Source organism: Streptomyces sp. NPDC028331, from assembly GCF_055565775.1.
Window position 1 is genome coordinate 69999 of the sequence record NZ_JBVHTR010000028.1, and the last position, 15511, is coordinate 85509.

At 69.3% G+C, this 15511-nt stretch carries 15 protein-coding genes and 1 tRNA gene; 10 read left to right on the forward strand and 6 right to left on the reverse strand.

The window, feature by feature from the left end; genetic code table 11:
- Window positions 1–116 precede the first annotated feature (116 nt).
- The 3 genes from ACZ4SW_RS31595 (at window position 117) to ACZ4SW_RS31605 (ending at window position 3077) form a co-directional block, all read left to right on the forward strand.
- Window positions 117–677: a MobC family plasmid mobilization relaxosome protein gene (locus ACZ4SW_RS31595; RefSeq protein WP_468252253.1), complete on the forward strand. Its 561-nt coding sequence runs from the start codon at window positions 117–119 to the stop codon at window positions 675–677.
- Complete coding sequence (locus ACZ4SW_RS31600; RefSeq protein WP_468252254.1) at window positions 674–2386, forward strand: relaxase/mobilization nuclease domain-containing protein; 1713 nt, start codon at window positions 674–676, stop codon at window positions 2384–2386. Before ACZ4SW_RS31595 ends, ACZ4SW_RS31600 begins: the two co-directional genes overlap by 4 nt.
- 163 nt (window positions 2387–2549) lie before the next feature.
- Entirely contained in the window at window positions 2550–3077 is a 528-nt protein-coding gene (locus ACZ4SW_RS31605) for a hypothetical protein (RefSeq protein ID WP_263230759.1), read from the forward strand.
- A 513-nt stretch (window positions 3078–3590) separates the two neighbouring features.
- Here ACZ4SW_RS31605 and ACZ4SW_RS31610 read toward each other — a convergent pair.
- The 4 genes from ACZ4SW_RS31610 to ACZ4SW_RS31625 form a co-directional block, all read right to left on the reverse strand.
- A complete protein-coding gene (locus ACZ4SW_RS31610; protein ID WP_263230758.1) occupies window positions 3591–4178 on the reverse strand; it encodes a class IV adenylate cyclase in 588 nt (195 codons plus the stop codon).
- 11 nt (window positions 4179–4189) lie between these two features.
- A complete protein-coding gene (locus tag ACZ4SW_RS31615) occupies window positions 4190–4852 on the reverse strand; it encodes a class I SAM-dependent methyltransferase (protein ID WP_263230757.1) in 663 nt (220 codons plus the stop codon).
- A 551-nt stretch (window positions 4853–5403) separates the two neighbouring features.
- Entirely contained in the window at window positions 5404–6306 is a 903-nt protein-coding gene (locus tag ACZ4SW_RS31620) for a radical SAM protein (RefSeq protein ID WP_263230756.1), read from the reverse strand.
- Window positions 6307–6411: 105 nt separating this feature from the next.
- Window positions 6412–7104 carry an HAD family hydrolase gene (locus ACZ4SW_RS31625; RefSeq protein WP_263230755.1) on the reverse strand — a complete coding sequence of 231 codons (693 nt, stop codon included), beginning with the start codon at window positions 7102–7104 and terminating at the stop codon, window positions 6412–6414.
- A gap of 97 nt (window positions 7105–7201) precedes the next feature.
- Between ACZ4SW_RS31625 and ACZ4SW_RS31630 the strand changes: the two genes are divergently transcribed.
- Together ACZ4SW_RS31630 and ACZ4SW_RS31635 are read left to right on the forward strand one after the other, a co-directional pair.
- Window positions 7202–7975: a helix-turn-helix domain-containing protein gene (locus ACZ4SW_RS31630; protein ID WP_185867937.1), complete on the forward strand. Its 774-nt coding sequence runs from the start codon at window positions 7202–7204 to the stop codon at window positions 7973–7975.
- Entirely contained in the window at window positions 7962–8429 is a 468-nt protein-coding gene (locus ACZ4SW_RS31635) for an NUDIX hydrolase (protein WP_468252256.1), read from the forward strand. Before ACZ4SW_RS31630 ends, ACZ4SW_RS31635 begins: the two co-directional genes overlap by 14 nt.
- Here ACZ4SW_RS31635 and ACZ4SW_RS31640 read toward each other — a convergent pair.
- Window positions 8417–8980 carry an HD domain-containing protein gene (locus ACZ4SW_RS31640; protein WP_351928361.1) on the reverse strand — a complete coding sequence of 188 codons (564 nt, stop codon included), beginning with the start codon at window positions 8978–8980 and terminating at the stop codon, window positions 8417–8419. The two genes, ACZ4SW_RS31635 and ACZ4SW_RS31640, sit on opposite strands and share 13 nt — an antisense overlap.
- Before the next feature lie 113 nt (window positions 8981–9093).
- On the opposite strand from ACZ4SW_RS31640, the gene ACZ4SW_RS31645 reads away from it, so the two are divergent.
- The 5 genes from ACZ4SW_RS31645 (at window position 9094) to ACZ4SW_RS31665 (ending at window position 14208) form a co-directional block, all read left to right on the forward strand.
- On the forward strand, window positions 9094–10116 hold the full coding sequence (locus tag ACZ4SW_RS31645; RefSeq protein WP_263230752.1) for a hypothetical protein: 1023 nt from the start codon (window positions 9094–9096) through the stop codon (window positions 10114–10116).
- Window positions 10117–10266: 150 nt separating this feature from the next.
- Window positions 10267–10340: transfer RNA gene (locus ACZ4SW_RS31650), tRNA-Lys, on the forward strand.
- 289 nt (window positions 10341–10629) lie between these two features.
- Window positions 10630–12246 (forward strand): sensor histidine kinase, encoded by a 1617-nt coding sequence (locus ACZ4SW_RS31655; protein ID WP_468252258.1) that lies wholly within the window; start codon window positions 10630–10632, stop codon window positions 12244–12246.
- The gene (locus ACZ4SW_RS31660; protein ID WP_468252259.1) at window positions 12237–12920 is read left to right on the forward strand and encodes a LuxR C-terminal-related transcriptional regulator; all 684 of its coding nucleotides are present in this window, start codon (window positions 12237–12239) and stop codon (window positions 12918–12920) included. The genes ACZ4SW_RS31655 and ACZ4SW_RS31660 overlap by 10 nt, the downstream gene beginning before the upstream one ends.
- Window positions 12921–13008: 88 nt before the next feature.
- Complete coding sequence (locus ACZ4SW_RS31665) at window positions 13009–14208, forward strand: alpha/beta hydrolase family protein (protein WP_468252260.1); 1200 nt, start codon at window positions 13009–13011, stop codon at window positions 14206–14208.
- Between the two features lie 120 nt (window positions 14209–14328).
- Here ACZ4SW_RS31665 and ACZ4SW_RS31670 read toward each other — a convergent pair whose 3' ends face one another.
- On the reverse strand, window positions 14329–15414 hold the full coding sequence (locus ACZ4SW_RS31670; RefSeq protein WP_468252261.1) for an acyltransferase family protein: 1086 nt from the start codon (window positions 15412–15414) through the stop codon (window positions 14329–14331).
- Between the last annotated feature and the right edge of the window lie 97 nt (window positions 15415–15511).

Here is a 15511-nt window from a genome sequence, read left to right on the forward strand (position 1 = left end):
AGTCCTCTACGCTGATGAACCGTCTGCGGCGTGCGTTCGGACGGGGTGCCCCTGGCGGAGCCAGTAGTACCCCGAGTCCGACTCAAGGCCGGTCTTCGGGGGTCTCCGCCCCGGGGGTGGCGGAGACGGCCCAGCGCCAGGGGGCGCAGGACCAAGGGCTCGGGGCCGAGGGCAGCGCCGACCCGGAGACGTTCCACACCGTCCAGCGCCAGATCCTCCACCCCGCACCCGCCACCGTGCCAGCCGCCGAGGATCGAGCCGTGCAGAGCGTCCAGCCAGCGATCCGCCGTTTCACCGGCACCAAGCGGACCGTACGCGTCGGCCCCCTGCGCTTCACCGGCGACGAGCACGTCCTGCTCCAGGAGGCTGCCACCGAGCACGGCTACAAGGGCGAGTCCGGTTTCGCCGCCGACATCGTCCTCGCATTCATCAGCGGCCGGTTCACCGCCAACCTGCCCCTGTCCGAGGACCGCCGCCGCACGCACATCTTCCGCGCCCAGGTCCTGCGCCAGCTCAACCGGATCGGCGTCAACGTCAACCAGATTGCCCGAGCCCTCAACAGCGACCTCACCCCACCCGAGATCCGTCGGCACCTTGCAGAACTCCAGGACCTGCTGGAGCTGATCGCCGAAGCCCTGCGCGAGCCCGCCGACCTGGAAACGGAGGCGCCCGCGTGATCGCCGCCATCAAACCGGCCGGGTCCAACACCCGCGGCCTGCTCGCCTACCTCTACGGCCCCGGCCGCCACGACGAACACCTCGACCCGCACATCGTGGCCGGATTCGCCATGCTCGGCATGCCCGACCCCGGCCGCGACGAGAACGCCACCCTCACCGACCTCGCCCGCCACCTCGACGCGCCCGTACGCCTGCGCAACAGCGAGTTCGGAAGGAAGGTCACCGACCACGTCTGGCACTGCCCCGTCCGCGCCGCGCCCGAGGACCGCTACCTCTCCGACGCCGAGTGGGCCGAGATAGCCCAGCGCATCGTCCAGGCCGCCGGCATCGCCCCCGCCGACGACGACGTGGCCTGCCGCTGGATCGCCGTACGTCACGCCGACGACCACATCCACATCCTCGCCACCACCGTCCGCGAAGACGGCCGCCGCCCCAAACTCCACGACAGCGGCCTGCGCATCGGCGACGCCTGCCGCGAGATCGAGAAGGACTACGGGCTTAGGCAGTTGAAGAAGGGCGACCGCACCGGCGCCCGTCGCCCCACCCAGGCCGAGATGCACAAGGCCGAACGCCTCGGCTGGGACAAGACCAGCCCCGAATGGCTCCAGAACCGCATCCGCGCCGCCATTCCCCACGTGACCAACGCCGAGGAATTCATCGCCTACCTCGCAGCCGACGGCATCGAGGTCAAAGCGCGACGCGGTCCGTCAGGAGACCTCCTCGGCTACGCCGCCGGCCGCCCCGGCGACGTCAACGTGGCCGGCGAGCAGATCTACCACCCCGGAAGCAAAATCTCCCCCGACCTCTCCCTGCCCAAGATCAAGGCCCGCCTTGAATCCGGCCGACCCGAAGAACACCCCACCGCCCGCCGCAACCACCCCAGCACCCCCTGGCAGCAGGCCACCGACGCCCTCGACACCCTCCACATCGGCCTCGCCGACGACACACACGCCCAGGCCCACATCGCAGCCCTCGGCGAGCTGCTCGAAGCCACCGCCCAGAAAGCACCCGCCAACCTGCGCGCCGAACTCCGAGCCGCCTCCAAGGCGTTCGCCCGAGCCCAGCGCTCCCAGATCCGCGCCGAAGACCGCGCCGCCCACGCGCTGCGCAGCGCGGCACGCGACATCGTCCACACCGCCACCGGTCCCGACGGCAGCGCACTCGCCGTCCTGCTCGCCGGTCTTGTCTGGGCCGCCATCGTCGCCGGACGCTGGCACGAAGCAAAGAACCACGCCCACCAAGCCGAAGCGGCCCGCCAGGCAGTCCAGCACCTCCGGACCGCCGCCGACCACGCCCTCACCCCCACGCTCACCGAACTCGCAGCCCGGCCCCCAAGGGCCCAAGCGTGTGGCGTCCTGGCCAGCGACGTACGAGCGGCAGTCCCCGACCACGCCAAGCGGATCCTCGCCGACCCGGCCTGGCCGGCACTCGCCACCGTGCTCGCCGACGCCGAAGCCCGCGGCCACCAACCCCACCAGCTCCTCAAGGAAGCCGCCGCACAGCGCGAGCTGACCACCGCCCGTCATCCTGCCCGCGTCCTGATCACCCGCATCCAGCACACCGGCCGAAACCCGGCACCCAACCGCCGAGCCGAAGCTGCCCGCCGACGCTCAACCACCGGGGCTTGGCCAGCGGGAAGCCCGATCCCGACACCGCAGCAGGCCGCCCGTGTCGCCACTCAAGGAGGGGACGCCCGTCCCCGACGTTAGCGCGACCATGACCGAGCGGGCTCCGGGCGGTCAAGGAGTCCACTCGGTCGTGCACGATCACTTAGCCATCGTCGGCTGTCCAGCTCGGCACAGAGCGGCATGACAGTCGACCGGGAAAGAACTCTGCATGAGCGCCCCGTTGCCCAGGACTACGGTGTCGGCCATGCGGGAGGTGGAGTACGAGAGCCACGGCTGTCCGTTGGAGGACTACCAGCTCACCCGCGGTGATCACCGACAGCAGGAGCAGTCGGAGAACATCGAACGTTGGGTGGAGAAGGTGCTCGCTGCGAAGGAGGCCGAAGAACGGGCAGACCCTGTGCTCGCAGCAGGTCGCCGCGCAGCCGCAGACAGGGCACTGGACATGCTGCGCAACTTCAAGACCGCTGAGCGCGAGATCATGCGGTGGCGCGTACGGCTCTATTGCGGCCACATCGTTGAGACTCGGCGGCATTGCGAGAATCGCAAGCCCACGCTGCACGGTTCGTCATCAATGCAGTGCCCGGAGTGCGGGAAGGACCCATCAGCGATCGTGGCCTTCGAACCGATTGGGCTGGCCGGAGAACCGCGGTCCCCTGTGAAGCCAGCACCTTCTTCGCGGCCGAAGAGGCTGACCCGTACGGAGCTTGAGCGGCGAGTAGCCGCATTGGAGAAGGAGATCGAGCGCCTCCGCGCGCAGGGAAGCGGAGAGTAGCTTCCCTGCGGGCGGAGGCGTCAACGGGCGTGGCGCCCGTGGGTGTACTGCAGGAGACCCGCCCTGGCCACAGGGCTCGTGCCGCGGGGGACGGCAGGCTCGTCCGTGGCCAGGGCGGGGGCTTAACCGTGGCGGAGGAACCGGCTCTGGCCGCGGTTTCTGCCAGTACGTCGGCCCGAGGTTGGTCTTGGGGCGGTGGGCTCGTACAGCCGGTCAGAGTGAGTCGGTTCATCCCTGCTGAGTAGCGACTCCCAGACGCGTGCTTGGAGCTCGCGGATGCAGGGTCCGCATGCATACATGGGCGCCTGGGCGCCGGCGACGCTCGCGGGGCCGATCCACAGGACGCGTGTCCAGCGCTGGCCGCAATAGAGCCAGCAGAACCCGTCGACCCATTCGTTGCCGTCGTCCGTGGCCGCTGGGGCGGGTAGTCCCCCTCGGGCGAATTCTGCGATCCCGGGGATCACCCTGTGCTGTAAGGCGATTTCCGTCAGCATGGTTCGGACGCTTCCCCGATTAGGCTCCCTGGGCCGCCGAGGAAGCCTTCTCCTGCTTCTCGCCATCGGAGAACAGCAGGGTGGGCTCGGCGAGGATGTCGCGGCCGGCCTCGCTCTTGTAGATCTCGTCGACGCTGCCGAACCGGGCCTGGGAGTAGTCAAGCCCCAAGAGATCGGCGGCCTGTCGGACGGACGCTTCGTCGGGCCCTTCGATCTCCAGGAACGTGGGGAGGTCGGGCCAGGTGTCGAAGTCGAAGGCGACCTCTCCCAGACGCCACTCCTCGCGGTAGTTCTCCTGGTAGCGGACCTCGGTAAGGCCGACTCGGCGGAGGATGTCGGCCATGGCGTGCAGGTCGGCGACCTCGGTCTCGATCTCCTTGGTGCCGTCGATCGTCGTGGCATCAGTGACCTGCTTGAGCGTGAGCGTCGAGCGGGTGCCTTCGTCTCGCAGACGGAGCCACGCCCCGCCGTCGAGGGAGTCGTTCTCGAAGATCTTGCGGGTGAGGAGGGTGCGGGGGAGCGCCTGGACGGCACCGAGGGCAGACAGCTTGGCCTGCAGGTCGGCGACGTCGACGGCCAGGAACTTCGCCTCGTACTCGTGCTTCATGGATCCTTCTCTCAGAGACGGTCGGTGTGGGCGGACGAACGGGCCGCCAGGAGCAGGCCCATGCGATGGATGTGGTCGTGTGGCTGGCCGATGTGGGGCCGCTCAATGAACTCGTTCGTGCGCAGGGTGAGCAGCACGTCCCAGTCGCCGAGGAAGTGACGGTGCAGGCGTTCGGGAGAGGTGTAGTGCTCCACCATGTGGTGGCGCTGTTCCACGGGCATCATGAACTCCGCACCGAACACACCGCCCGGGCGGACCAGGCGCTGCATGCGGTCGACGAACTCGGCGAGAGGGCGGTGGTGGTTGGCACTGTAGTGCCACGAGCAGCTCGTCCAGACCGCCTCGCACGGCACGTCCAGAGGTTCCCCCGCAAGGAAGTCCTCTTCGATCACCTGCACACGGGCCCGGAGTTCCTCCAGCTTGAGCCGGTCGATCAATCCCATGGCGTGTACGTCGATGCCGCCCGGGAGGCGGACCTCACCTCCGTGCACGGCGAGCGCGTCGCGTTCGATGGCCACTACGCGGTACCCAGCCGCGGCCAGGGGCAGGACGAACTTGCCGTCGCTTGCACCGACGACCGCGACCGTGGCATCAGGAGCAACGCGTTCCTGCAGGGTCGCGAGGAACTGCGGAAAGAAGGTGAGGGTGTGCTCCCACAGGCTCTGTGTCTGCATGGGAGTGCGCTCCTTGCGTATCGGTGGCGGTGATCACGCGGAGGACTTCTTCAGGGGTGAGCCCCGTGGTGTCGATGCGTTGCATCGGGAACGAGGCGTAAGCATCCGTCACTTGGTCCGTGTCGGGCTCCGTCAGCGCGTCCCATCGCGATGTCGGCTTGTTCCGTGATGCGAGGCGGCGCCGGCGTTCGTTGTCAGCGCATACGAGGTAGTAGGTGACGGGAGTCGGCAGCCAGGCCGGCAGAGTGACGCCGAGCCGGGCGCCCAAGGCTCGGTGGCTGGTTAGGCACCGGGCGAAATAGCTCTCCACGACAACCGGAACGCCGCTTCTGAGGAGCCGCTGGATCTCTTCGGCTGCTGTGAACAGTGCGGAGAGGTAGAGGCACATCCGAGCCTCGACGTTCGTCCGCCTGTCCACCTCGCGCCTGAGGGGCTGGTAGAAGGCTGGCACGGTGGGCACAAGGACGGCTTGACGGGCAACGGCGAGCATCGGAGCGATCGTCGACTTCCCAGTGGCCCGTAAGCCTTCCAGGCTCTCGAATCTCGGCTGGTCAGGCACGGGCGTACACCACGTCCGGTACGGAGAGCGTGAGCTCGTCGGTGGCGGAGGGCCTGTGGACGATGCGGTTCGCGGCCTTCTCGTACCAGAACGCGTGGGAGTCCTTACCGACCGCCTTGCAGGACATGGTGAGCGCACCGCGCGGGTCGGCCTCGATCCGGTCGATCTCGCGAGGCCCGCTGGGCGGAGCGCAGACCGCCGGAGCACCGTGCTCGGAGAGGTCCTCGTCGACGATCACCTCAAGCGGCAGCTTGGTCTGTGCGAGCTCTTCGCGAAGCCGGCCGTAGGCGGTCGTGTCCGTGACCAGCAGCTCGGGGTGGTCAGCGGCATTGCCTACCGGCCTCAGGTGGTGGAGCTTCAGTTGCCGGACCCCGAATTGCCCGAGGATGCTGGCGAGAGGGAGGACCTCGCCGATGTTCTGAGAGGTCACGGTCATGGTCGCGCCCGTCGGAACACCGAGGTCCCGTGCCAGGCTGAGTGAGCTGAGGGCGCTCTGGTAGCTGCCGCGCTTCCGGATGCCGTCGTTGGTCGAGCCAACCCCCTCCAGGGAGACCCTGAGCAGGTCCAGGTGCGGAGCGATCTCGGTCAGGCGGCGCTCGATCCGATATCCGTTGGTGCAGATCTCGACGCGCTGGCCCAGTTCCTGCTTGGCGTGCCGGACGACCTGCGGGAGCTCCCGGTGGACGAACGGTTCGCCGCCGAGGAGGGTGACGGCCTCCGTGCCGTATTCGTCTCGCATCAGGGTGAGGAGACTGACGGCTTCCTCGGCGGTGAAGGCGTCGGCGTACTGAAGTCGCTTGCCGTGGAAGCAGTGCAGGCACGTGAAGTTGCAGCGGTAGAGCAGCTGCAGGTACAGCATCCGGATCTTCCTGATCCCGGTGACTTCCTCGATCACATGGGCTCCTTCGGCTGACTGCCTGGTGGGAACCCCGATGGTGGCGGTCTGCCAGGGGACCTCGTCACCGCGTTCGGGGACGGTCCGAGGACGTCCTGGGACGTTTTACACGCCCGCGAAGGACTCCAGGATGCCGAGAACCCGCCTGGTGTCCGATAGGTCCGGCAGGATCTCGTGGGCGCCGGCAGCGGCCAGCTCCTCGGCACTGTGGACACCGGAGGCGACCGCAAGGATCGCGGAACCCGTGGCCAGGGCGGCTTCCACGTCGCGGGGGGTGTCTCCCACGAGGACCAGGGGCACATCAGCCGGAACGCCACGGCGCTGCTGTATGCGTTCACGCGCGACCGCGACAAGTTCGGGGCGGAGCTCGGCGTCCGCTCCGTAGGCGCCGGCAGGCAAATCCAACAGCGAGTCGAGGCCGAAAGCGGAAAGCTTCACGTGAGCGTTGGCGGCGATGTTGCCGGTCAGGACAGAGGAGACCCAACCACTTCGTGCGGCAGCGGCCTTGAGCACCTCGTGAACCCCGGGCAAAGCCGTCCCGCGCAGGCGCAGATCATCAAGGCGGTCATGCCCAGCTTGCGCGAGGGTGGCCTCGATGACGGACCACTCGGGTACAGGTAGCCCGTCACGAAGGAACATATCCCGCATGATGAGTCGATCCGTGCGCCCCTCGGTACGCGCCGGCTCCGACGGTTCGCGTCCCGCGAGTGATGAGAAAGCGGCAGCGTAGATCTCCTTGCTAACCCCCGCGTTCTCGATGAGGGTGTGGTCGATGTCCCACAGGACGATGAGCTCCATGGCGCCAGGGTAGGCAGTCCCTTCGGAGCTCTGCTTCCGTGACAACGTCCCATAACGTCCTTGCGCGATCATGCATGGGGCCGCTTCCATGGCTCCTGTGAACGACCGACTGCACTCTGTGCTCGCGCAGCGCGGCGTCTCGCCCGAATCGCTCGCGGAAGTCTGCGAGGTGGACCCCAAGACGGTGAGCCGGTGGCTGGGAGGGCGTGTTCCACACGCACGGCATCGCTTCCGCGTCGCCCGCCACCTGCGCGTGGAAGAGACCTTCCTTTGGCCGGCGTCGCCTCGACGGCCCGGCCGAGCGCGTGACGGGTTAGGCACCGAACTGGTCGGCACTTATCAGAACCGGGCCAGTGTGCCGCGGGACGTCTGGCTCTCGCTGCTGCGCGAAGCCCAGCACGAGATCGGTGTCCTCGTCTTCTCCGGCACGTTCTTCGCGCAGTCCAATCCGCACGTAGCCAAGATGCTCTCCGAGCGCGCGGCGGAGGGGGTCCGGGTGCGCCTGTGCTTCGGTGACCCGGACGGTCAGGCCGTCGCGATCCGAGGCCGCGAAGAGGGAATCGGCGACACTCTTGCCGCCAAGATCCGAGCATCACTGACGTACTACCGACCCCTGCTGGGCGAGGCCGGGTGTGCCGTACGCCTCCACGACACCACGCTCTACACGTCCATGTTCCGCTACGACGACAACCTCCTGGTCAACCCCCACATCTGGGGGCAGCCGGCCAGCGCCAACCCCCTGCTTCACCTCAAGAGGACTGAAGGCACTGGGTGGTTCGACAGTTACGCTCAGAGCTTCGATGCCGTCTGGGCCGCCGCGCGGCCGTGGACACCCGACCACGAGAGGACCACCGCCCATGGGCAGGACTGAGTACTACAACGACCCGGCCGCCCCGAAGGCAAACACCCTCATCCCTGCCAGCAACCTGCTCGTCGTCGACGAGACCGGAGCCATCCTTCTCCAGCACCGCCGTGACACCGGCCAGTGGGCGCTTCCCGGAGGCGCACAGGACATCGGCGAGACCGCGGCAGAGTGCGCGGTACGCGAGTGCCTGGAAGAGACCGGCATCATCGCCGAGATCACGGGCTTCCTCGGCGTCTACACCAACCCGAACCACATCGTCGCCTACAGCGACGGAGAGATCCGCCAGCAGTACGAGAACACGTACATCGGCCGGCCCATCGGCGGAGCTCCCACGATCAACGACGAGGCTGACGGGGTGCGCTTCGTCCAGCCGGCCGACCTCGACCAGTACGACATCCACCCGAGCATGCGCCAGCAGATCGGGGACTACCTGGCCGGCACCTATCCCTACCTCGGCTGAGCCGCCAGCGCTGCCTCGACCCTTTGCACAGAAGAGAGGATCTCAGGGGCCGCACGGCGGATGAACCGGCCGACCACACTGTCCGCGCCATACCGACTGGTGATCTCCGCGATCCGCTCCCGCGCACTGGTTGGGGCACCGTCGGGAGTCGTCGTCATGTCGCAGTACACGAGAGCGTCCACCAGCAACGGCTCCTCCAGCAATGGAAACTCCGACGCCAACTCGTCCCGCAGCCCGCGCTCCTCAGCCTCCAGCAGGGCAAAAGAGTGGTTCGCGACCAGCCGCACCAGCCGCTCGTCGGCCCCATCCTCGTCGCGAAGGAACCTGGCCCCGTCCAGCGGGTGGAACCCGGTCACGGCCAGCCGAGGTGCGTACCCGATGTCGTGCAGGGTGGCGGCAGCGACGAGAAGAGCGCTGTGCTCCCCGAGAAGCCCCCGGACTTCGGTGGCGCGCTCGGCCACTCCTTGCGTATGGGCCCACCTCCGGGGAAGCTCAGCGGCGAGCTCGGATTCGGCTACCTCCGTCGCCCACTTCGTGATCAGATCGGCCATGTCTGGCTTGATGCCCCCAAGGTCTCTCGAACACACCACGGCGCCCCCACCAAGCAGCACCAAACTAGGTCGAGTCGGCAGCGAGTGTCAGCGCTCCACGCCAGGATCCTCCTATGCACATCGACTTGGAGCGCATAGCCGCGATCCAGCGGTCGGTCATCGGAGCTGTGTTACTCGTTGCCATAGTGATGGTGACGTACCGATCGCTTGCCTGGGTCGCGCGTCGGATCCGCCGGATACAAGAGTGGTGGTCGGCCTGGAACGCGAGGGTTGCCGATCGGGACATAGCGCCGACAGCTCAGGCGCTCCAACCGCTTGGTTTGGCAGACCTGCCGATCCATGATCTCCGTGAGGCTGGCCGGAAGACCGCCGGATCCGTAAAACTCCGCTATCAACTGCTCACCTTCGCAGTCAGCATGGGGGCCTTCGACCTGTTGATCGCCGTGATCAAAACCATCGACACTCAGCGGGTGCAACCGGACCTGAGGCCACCGGCGCTGATGCTCGCTGGTGTGACGTTGCCCCTCCTGATGTGGGCCGCCCGGCGTGGCAAGGCCATCGTGGGTTACAGATTCCTGCTCTCGATCATGGCTGCCATCGAGGCGTGCGAGGCTGTGGCCAGCGCGGATACGAGCGCCAGGCATCAGGCGCTTCGGCATCTGGATGACACGTGCTCCATCGTTCGGCGGTCGCTTCTGCGGGTCCACCGGATCTCGAACAGCGTCAGGCGTGGATCTCCCCGGCAGCGCAGCACAAAGCGTCACGCCGCCCTCGTAGTGGCAAAACTGCAGCTTGCCGAGGCGCAGGTTGACACCAAGGGCATTGGTGGGCTCCGCAGTCTGGCCGCGCTGCTCGCCAAGATCGGCAACAGCTACGCTGCCGGAAACGCTGGCAGGCTTCTGCCAGAGCAGAGGCTTCGAGGCACGGTTCCGGTGGCCAACCGAGAAGGGCTTCGGCTGGTTGCCGTGGTCTCCGCTCCAGTAGCAGCGGTTTGCCTGGCCGTTCTGACAGGGCTTCCCTCAGGAGTCGAGACCGTCTTGGCGGCCGCTGTAGCTGTGGTGGCTGCTGCGGCCGCATACGGGCCGCGGGTCGCAATCGCCAAAGCGGCCGAGATCATGAGCATTTTGAAGCAGTAGTACTGCGCTCATTGGTACTGAACGCGCTGCTCAGCAGGTTCTTTTTGCGTGAGCGATGCGTGAGCGGACGATGCGGCACGAGCTGTCACGAGCCACACCGCCCGTCACGGCGCACATGCCCTGACCAGGTGGTTCCGGACCCCGAAGCACGGCCCGGAACCACCCGGCAAGCCTTGACCAGGACTTTTAATCCATTGGTTGTGGGTTCGAGTCCCACAGGGCCTACGGCGGCGGGGGAGGGGTTACCCCCTCCGACCTGCTACGCAGCGCCCGAGTCGGCTTCGGCCGGCTCGGGCGCTGCCTTGTTTCCCGGGCCTTGCGTCAGCGACCCGGGACTGTCTCCGGGCGGAGCCGGCCGGGGTAGGTGTTCGCCTACCCCGGAAGTGGGTTTCGGCCCATGGTGCTTGCCGGTCCCCGCGCAGCAGCATGATCCCCGGGCCACAGCGTGTGGCCCGGAGGACGAGATGGGGGGGCGGTATGTGGCCGTTTCCGGTGGGTGGGGCGCCCTGGCCCATGGGCGTGCTCGTGGCGTTGACCGCGGTCTGCGCGGTGCTGGCCTTCAGGGCGGAGCAGGCGCGGGACCGGCCGGGGCGTACCGCGCGACCGGCCGGGCGGATCGGCTGGCCGGTCGTGGCGGGACTGGTGGGTACGGCCGCGTACGGCAGTGTGCCGGCCCTGGTGCTCGCCCTGCACAACACCGCGGGAACGGGCGGCTACGTCGTCACCGCGCCGGATCTGCAACCCGACGGGCTGCTCGCGGCGGCGCTGCTGATGGCCGGCCTCCTGGCCACCACGCTGCTCCCCTCGGCGCGCGTGCCCAGGCGGTGGGTGCTGCCCGTGGTCGCGGCGGTGACCGGCGAACTGCTGGAATGGACGTACTGGCTCACGCACGCGCTCACGCGTTCCCCCGCCGCCTCTGGCCTGACGCCCCTGAACGTCCTGGTGGGCTGCGTGAGCGTCGCGGTGCTCGCCGCCCTGGCCGGTGCGGCTCTGCGCCGGCCGGCGAACGGCAGGCCCGCGCGTCTGGCCGGAGCCGACGCGCCGAGCTCCGCGCGCTGGGCCCTGCTGCTGCCCGCCGTCGTGGTGATGACCGGCGACCTGCTCGGCCTCGAACTGTGGCAGTCCGCGCCGCCGGGCACCGGGATCGGGCCGGCGATGACGGCTTACCTGGTCGGGCTGGCGCTGCTGGCCGCCGTCGTGGCCGGGCTGGTGCGGTGGCCCGGGGCGGCGGCGAACCTGGCCGTCCTGGGGCTGGTGGGGATCGGGGCGTACGACATCGCCCAGAGCGGGTTCGGACCACGACTCGTGGACGTACGGAAGTTCGGCTCCCCCCGGGTGCCGGCGCCGTCCGTCGACTTCGAGATGGTGGCCCACCACGCATCGGTCCTCGGCGGCATCCAGGGGGCGGTGCTCCTGGCCCTCGGGCTCTGGCTGCTGCCCAGAACCGTGCTGGCGGACGCCGGACGGCTGTTCGGAAGGGGGTCGGACCCGGCGCTGGCCCGGCGGGTGCGGGAGCTGACCGAGACACGAGCCGATGCGGTCAGCTCCGCGGCCGCGGAGCTGCGCAGGATCGAGCGGGACCTGCACGACGGCGCACAGGGACGGCTGGTCGCCATCGGGATGAACCTGCGGGTCGCCGAGGAGATGATCCACAGCGATCCGCAGGAGGCCGCCGCACTCGTCGTGGAGGCCCGTGTCGCCTCGGCGGCGGCGCTGGCGGAACTGCGCGGCCTGATCAGGGGGATGCATCCGCCGATGCTGGCGGACCGGGGGCTCGGGGAGGCGGTCCGGGCGCTCGCGCTGGACCTGCCCCTGCCGTGCGAGACCGAGATCGATCTGCCCGGGCGGCTCGCCGCCCCGCTGGAGTCGGCGTGCTACTTCGCCGTCGCCGAGGTGGTCACCAACGCCGTCCGGCACGCCTCGGCCAACGGCGTCCAGATCCGCATGGCCCGGACGGACGGGCTGCTGCGCATCGAGGTGGTCGACGACGGGGTGGGCGGCGCGGATCCCGCCCGGGGCACCGGGCTGGCCGGGGTGGAACGGCGGCTCGCGGCCTTCGATGGCATCCTCGCGGTCAGCAGCCCGCCCGGGGGGCCGACGATCGTGGTCATGGAGGTGCCGTGCGCGTAGTCGTCGCGGAGGATCTCTTCCTGCTCCGGGAGGGGCTGGTCCGGCTCCTCAAGGCGCGCGGGTTCGAGATCGCGGCGGCCACCGACAGCGCGCCGGGCCTGCTCGCCGCGCTGCTGGAGTTCCGGCCGGACCTCGCGATCGTGGACATCAGGCTGCCGCCCACCCACACCGACGACGGGCTCCGTGCGGCACTCGCCGCCCGGGAGCGGATACCCGGGCTGCCGATCCTGCTCCTCTCGCAGTACGTCGAGCAGATCTACGCCGAGGAACTGCTCGCCGACCGGGCCGGAGGGGTCGGCTACCTGCTCAAGGACCGGGTGTTCAGCGACGACCAGTTCGTCGACGCGATCCGTACGGTCGCCGCGGGTGGCACGGTCATGGACCCCGAAGTGGTCACCAAGCTGCTCGGCCGCCGCAGCCGCGGCGAACGCGAACCGCTCTCCAGGCTCACCGGGCGGGAACGCCAGGTGCTGGAGCTCATGGCCGAGGGGCGCTCCAACAGCGCCATCGCCAACCGGCTCTTCATCAGCGAGAAGGCCGTATCCAAGCACAGCACCGGCATCTTCACCAAGCTGGAGCTCGCCCCCTCCGACGACGACAACCGCCGGGTGCTGGCCGTGCTCGCCTACCTCATGTCCGCGCCACGCGAAGGCCGCACTCCACCGAGCCACTGAGCCGATCGAGAACGGGACACCGCCGCCCGGGCCGGCGGCCCGAGCGCCGGGCGTTGCCCAGTGCTGTCCACAGACCCAGGGAGGGCCCATGACGACCATGCCGTTCACGAACCGAGAAGGAATGCCCCGCCGTCGCGTGCTCGGGGCCGCGCTGGCCGCCGGGGCCGCCGTGCCGATCGGCGCCGCAGGCCGGGCGCGGGCGGCTTCGACCGCCCCGGGACCGGTGCGGCTCAAACTGCCCGTGCCCACCGGACCGTACCCGGTGGGCACGGTGCCCCTGCACCTCGTCGACACTTCACGTCCCGATCCCGTGGTCGGCCCCGGGCATCACCGCGAGTTGATGGCCGCCGTCTGGTACCCGGCCCGGGGCGTCGAGCGGTATCCACTGGCCCGCTGGACGTCCCCCGTCGTGGCGCGGGCGCTCCTGACCTCGGCGGGCTTTCCGGCCGATGTCGCGGTGGCGCCGCTCACGGCCGGCCACGAGGGTGCACCGGTGCTGCGAACGGGCCGACGACTGCCCGTCGTCGTCTTCTCGCACGGAGCGCACGATCACCGGGCGGACACCACCATCGTCGTGCAGGAGCTTGCCAGCCACGGGTACGTGGTGGTCACGGTGGACCACACGTACGACGCGTTCAGCGTGTTCCCCGACGGCCGGCTCACGGTACCGCTCGACCGACCCGCCCTGACGCCAAGGGACTTCGCCACCGACATCCGGTTCGTGCTCGACCGCGTCGAGGACCTCGCGGCCGGGCGCAACCCCGACGCCGGACGACGGACGCTGCCGGCCGGCCTGCTCGGCGCCCTCGATCCGCAGCGCATCGGCATGTTCGGCTGGTCGAAGGGCGCGACGGCGACGGCCTGGGTGATGAGCGAGGACCGGCGCGTCCGGGCCGGGCTGAGCTTCGACGGGCCGATGCAGCCGACGGTCACCACCGACCTGGACCGGCCGTTCATGCTGATGACCGCCGAGTTCCCCCGGGCCACGCAGCCGAGCGTCGCCGAGTTCTGGTCGCGCCTGCGGGGATGGCGGCTCAACGTCCAGGCGCAGGGCGCGGTTCACTCGTCGTACTGCGACGTCCAGTTCCTGGTCCCACAACTGGCACAGGCCGTCGGGATGAGCGACGCGGATCTTCGGGACTGGATCGGCACCCTCGATCCGGCCCGGGCGGTGCGGATCCAGCAGGCGTACCCGCTCGCCTTCTTCGACCTGCACCTGCGCCACCACCGAGGGCACCTGCTCGACGGCCCGTGCCCGGCCTTCCCGGAGGTGCAGTTCATTCCATGAAGCGCCGGACCGCGTCACTGCCCCGGCAGACCTTCCTCATGAGGCGACGATGCCGGCCTCGGCCCGTCGACACGGGGGTCACCGGATCGAGGCCCTCGTCCCGGCCCCGCCGAGCCGGCGTCACTCGCCTGAACGGCCGTTCGACAGCAGGGACTTCCAGGATCGGTTTCGCCGGAAAGGCTTCTCGAAGACCTCCGCGAACAGCCACGCCCCCAGCAGTGAGGCGGGCAGTCCCAGCATGACGGTGAACCCGAATGTGGGCAGCCCGGCCGGCACGCAGTGCGGAGCGATCTTCCGGACGACGACCATGACGATCGGCAGATGAATGAGGTAGAGGCTGTACGAGAAGTCGCCGAGGCCGCGCACGGGCCGCGTGGCCAGGAGCCGCATGAGGAGGACGGGCCGGCCGGTGGCGACGGCCGCGAGGAGCATCGTCATGGCGGGGACCACGGCGAGATCCACCCAGAAGTAGTGGTCCACCGCCCACGTCGGCCCCTTGAGGACGACCAGGGACAGAGCCGGCGTGACGGCCAGGGCGGCGAGCCACTGCCATGGCAGGCGGCGGACCTTCTCCGGCGCGGCGATCACTCCGGCACCGACCAGGCCGGCGACGAACGCGGGGACCAGGTGCGGAGCCAGCCAGTTCACGCCTTCCACCGGGTTCGCGTTCGCCGCCGACAAGCCGCGTGCGACCACCGGCAGGGTCACTCCGGCGACCAGGACCACCGCGCCCAGTCGCCGCCGGACGAACAGCAGGAGGGGGAAGAGGAGATAGAGCTCCGCTTCCACGGCGATGGACCAGAAGGCGCCGTTCGGGGTCGGAGCCGTGAACACGTCCTGGGCCAGGAGGCCGTACACCAGAACCGACGTGCCGGTCGGCGCTCCGAAGTGCGACGCGGGCACCACGGACCAGGCGACCGCCAGGCTCAACGCGAGTGCCGCCCAGTAGGGCGGGAGGATGCGCCAGGCGCGTCTGCGCAGGAAACGAGCGGCGCCGCCCGACCGCCAGCCGTTGTCGGCGGGCGAGAGGGCCAGGGAGAAACCGGACAGCACCAGGAAGAAGACGACGGCGAGACGCCCGTACATCAGCCAGCCCAGCCAGGAGGGACCCGAGTTGCGGGGGAAGCCCGGGAAGGTCAGGAGCCAGCAGTGGAACAGGAGCACGTACAGGGCCGCCAGGCCGCGGAGTCCGTCGAGGCCCGGCACGTGGCGGCGACCGCGCTGCTCCCCCGTCCCGTCCGCTTGCCGGACCGGGACGGGTTCCCGGACCGGGACGGGTGAGTCGAGAGCGCCGACCGGGTGG

Excerpts from the sequence above, each read along its gene's own strand:
- ACZ4SW_RS31615 (WP_263230757.1), bottom strand. The coding sequence starts at position 4,852 with ATGCAGACACAGAGCCTGTGGGAGCACACCCTCACCTTCTTTCCGCAG.
- ACZ4SW_RS31625 (WP_263230755.1), bottom strand. The coding sequence starts at position 7,104 with ATGGAGCTCATCGTCCTGTGGGACATCGACCACACCCTCATCGAGAAC.
- ACZ4SW_RS31645 (WP_263230752.1), top strand. The coding sequence starts at position 9,094 with ATGCACATCGACTTGGAGCGCATAGCCGCGATCCAGCGGTCGGTCATC.
- ACZ4SW_RS31655 (WP_468252258.1), top strand. The coding sequence starts at position 10,630 with ATGGGCGTGCTCGTGGCGTTGACCGCGGTCTGCGCGGTGCTGGCCTTC.
- ACZ4SW_RS31640 (WP_351928361.1), bottom strand. The coding sequence starts at position 8,980 with ATGGCCGATCTGATCACGAAGTGGGCGACGGAGGTAGCCGAATCCGAG.
- ACZ4SW_RS31665 (WP_468252260.1), top strand. The coding sequence starts at position 13,009 with ATGACGACCATGCCGTTCACGAACCGAGAAGGAATGCCCCGCCGTCGC.
- ACZ4SW_RS31635 (WP_468252256.1), top strand. The coding sequence starts at position 7,962 with ATGGGCAGGACTGAGTACTACAACGACCCGGCCGCCCCGAAGGCAAAC.
- ACZ4SW_RS31610 (WP_263230758.1), bottom strand. The coding sequence starts at position 4,178 with ATGAAGCACGAGTACGAGGCGAAGTTCCTGGCCGTCGACGTCGCCGAC.
- ACZ4SW_RS31605 (WP_263230759.1), top strand. The coding sequence starts at position 2,550 with ATGCGGGAGGTGGAGTACGAGAGCCACGGCTGTCCGTTGGAGGACTAC.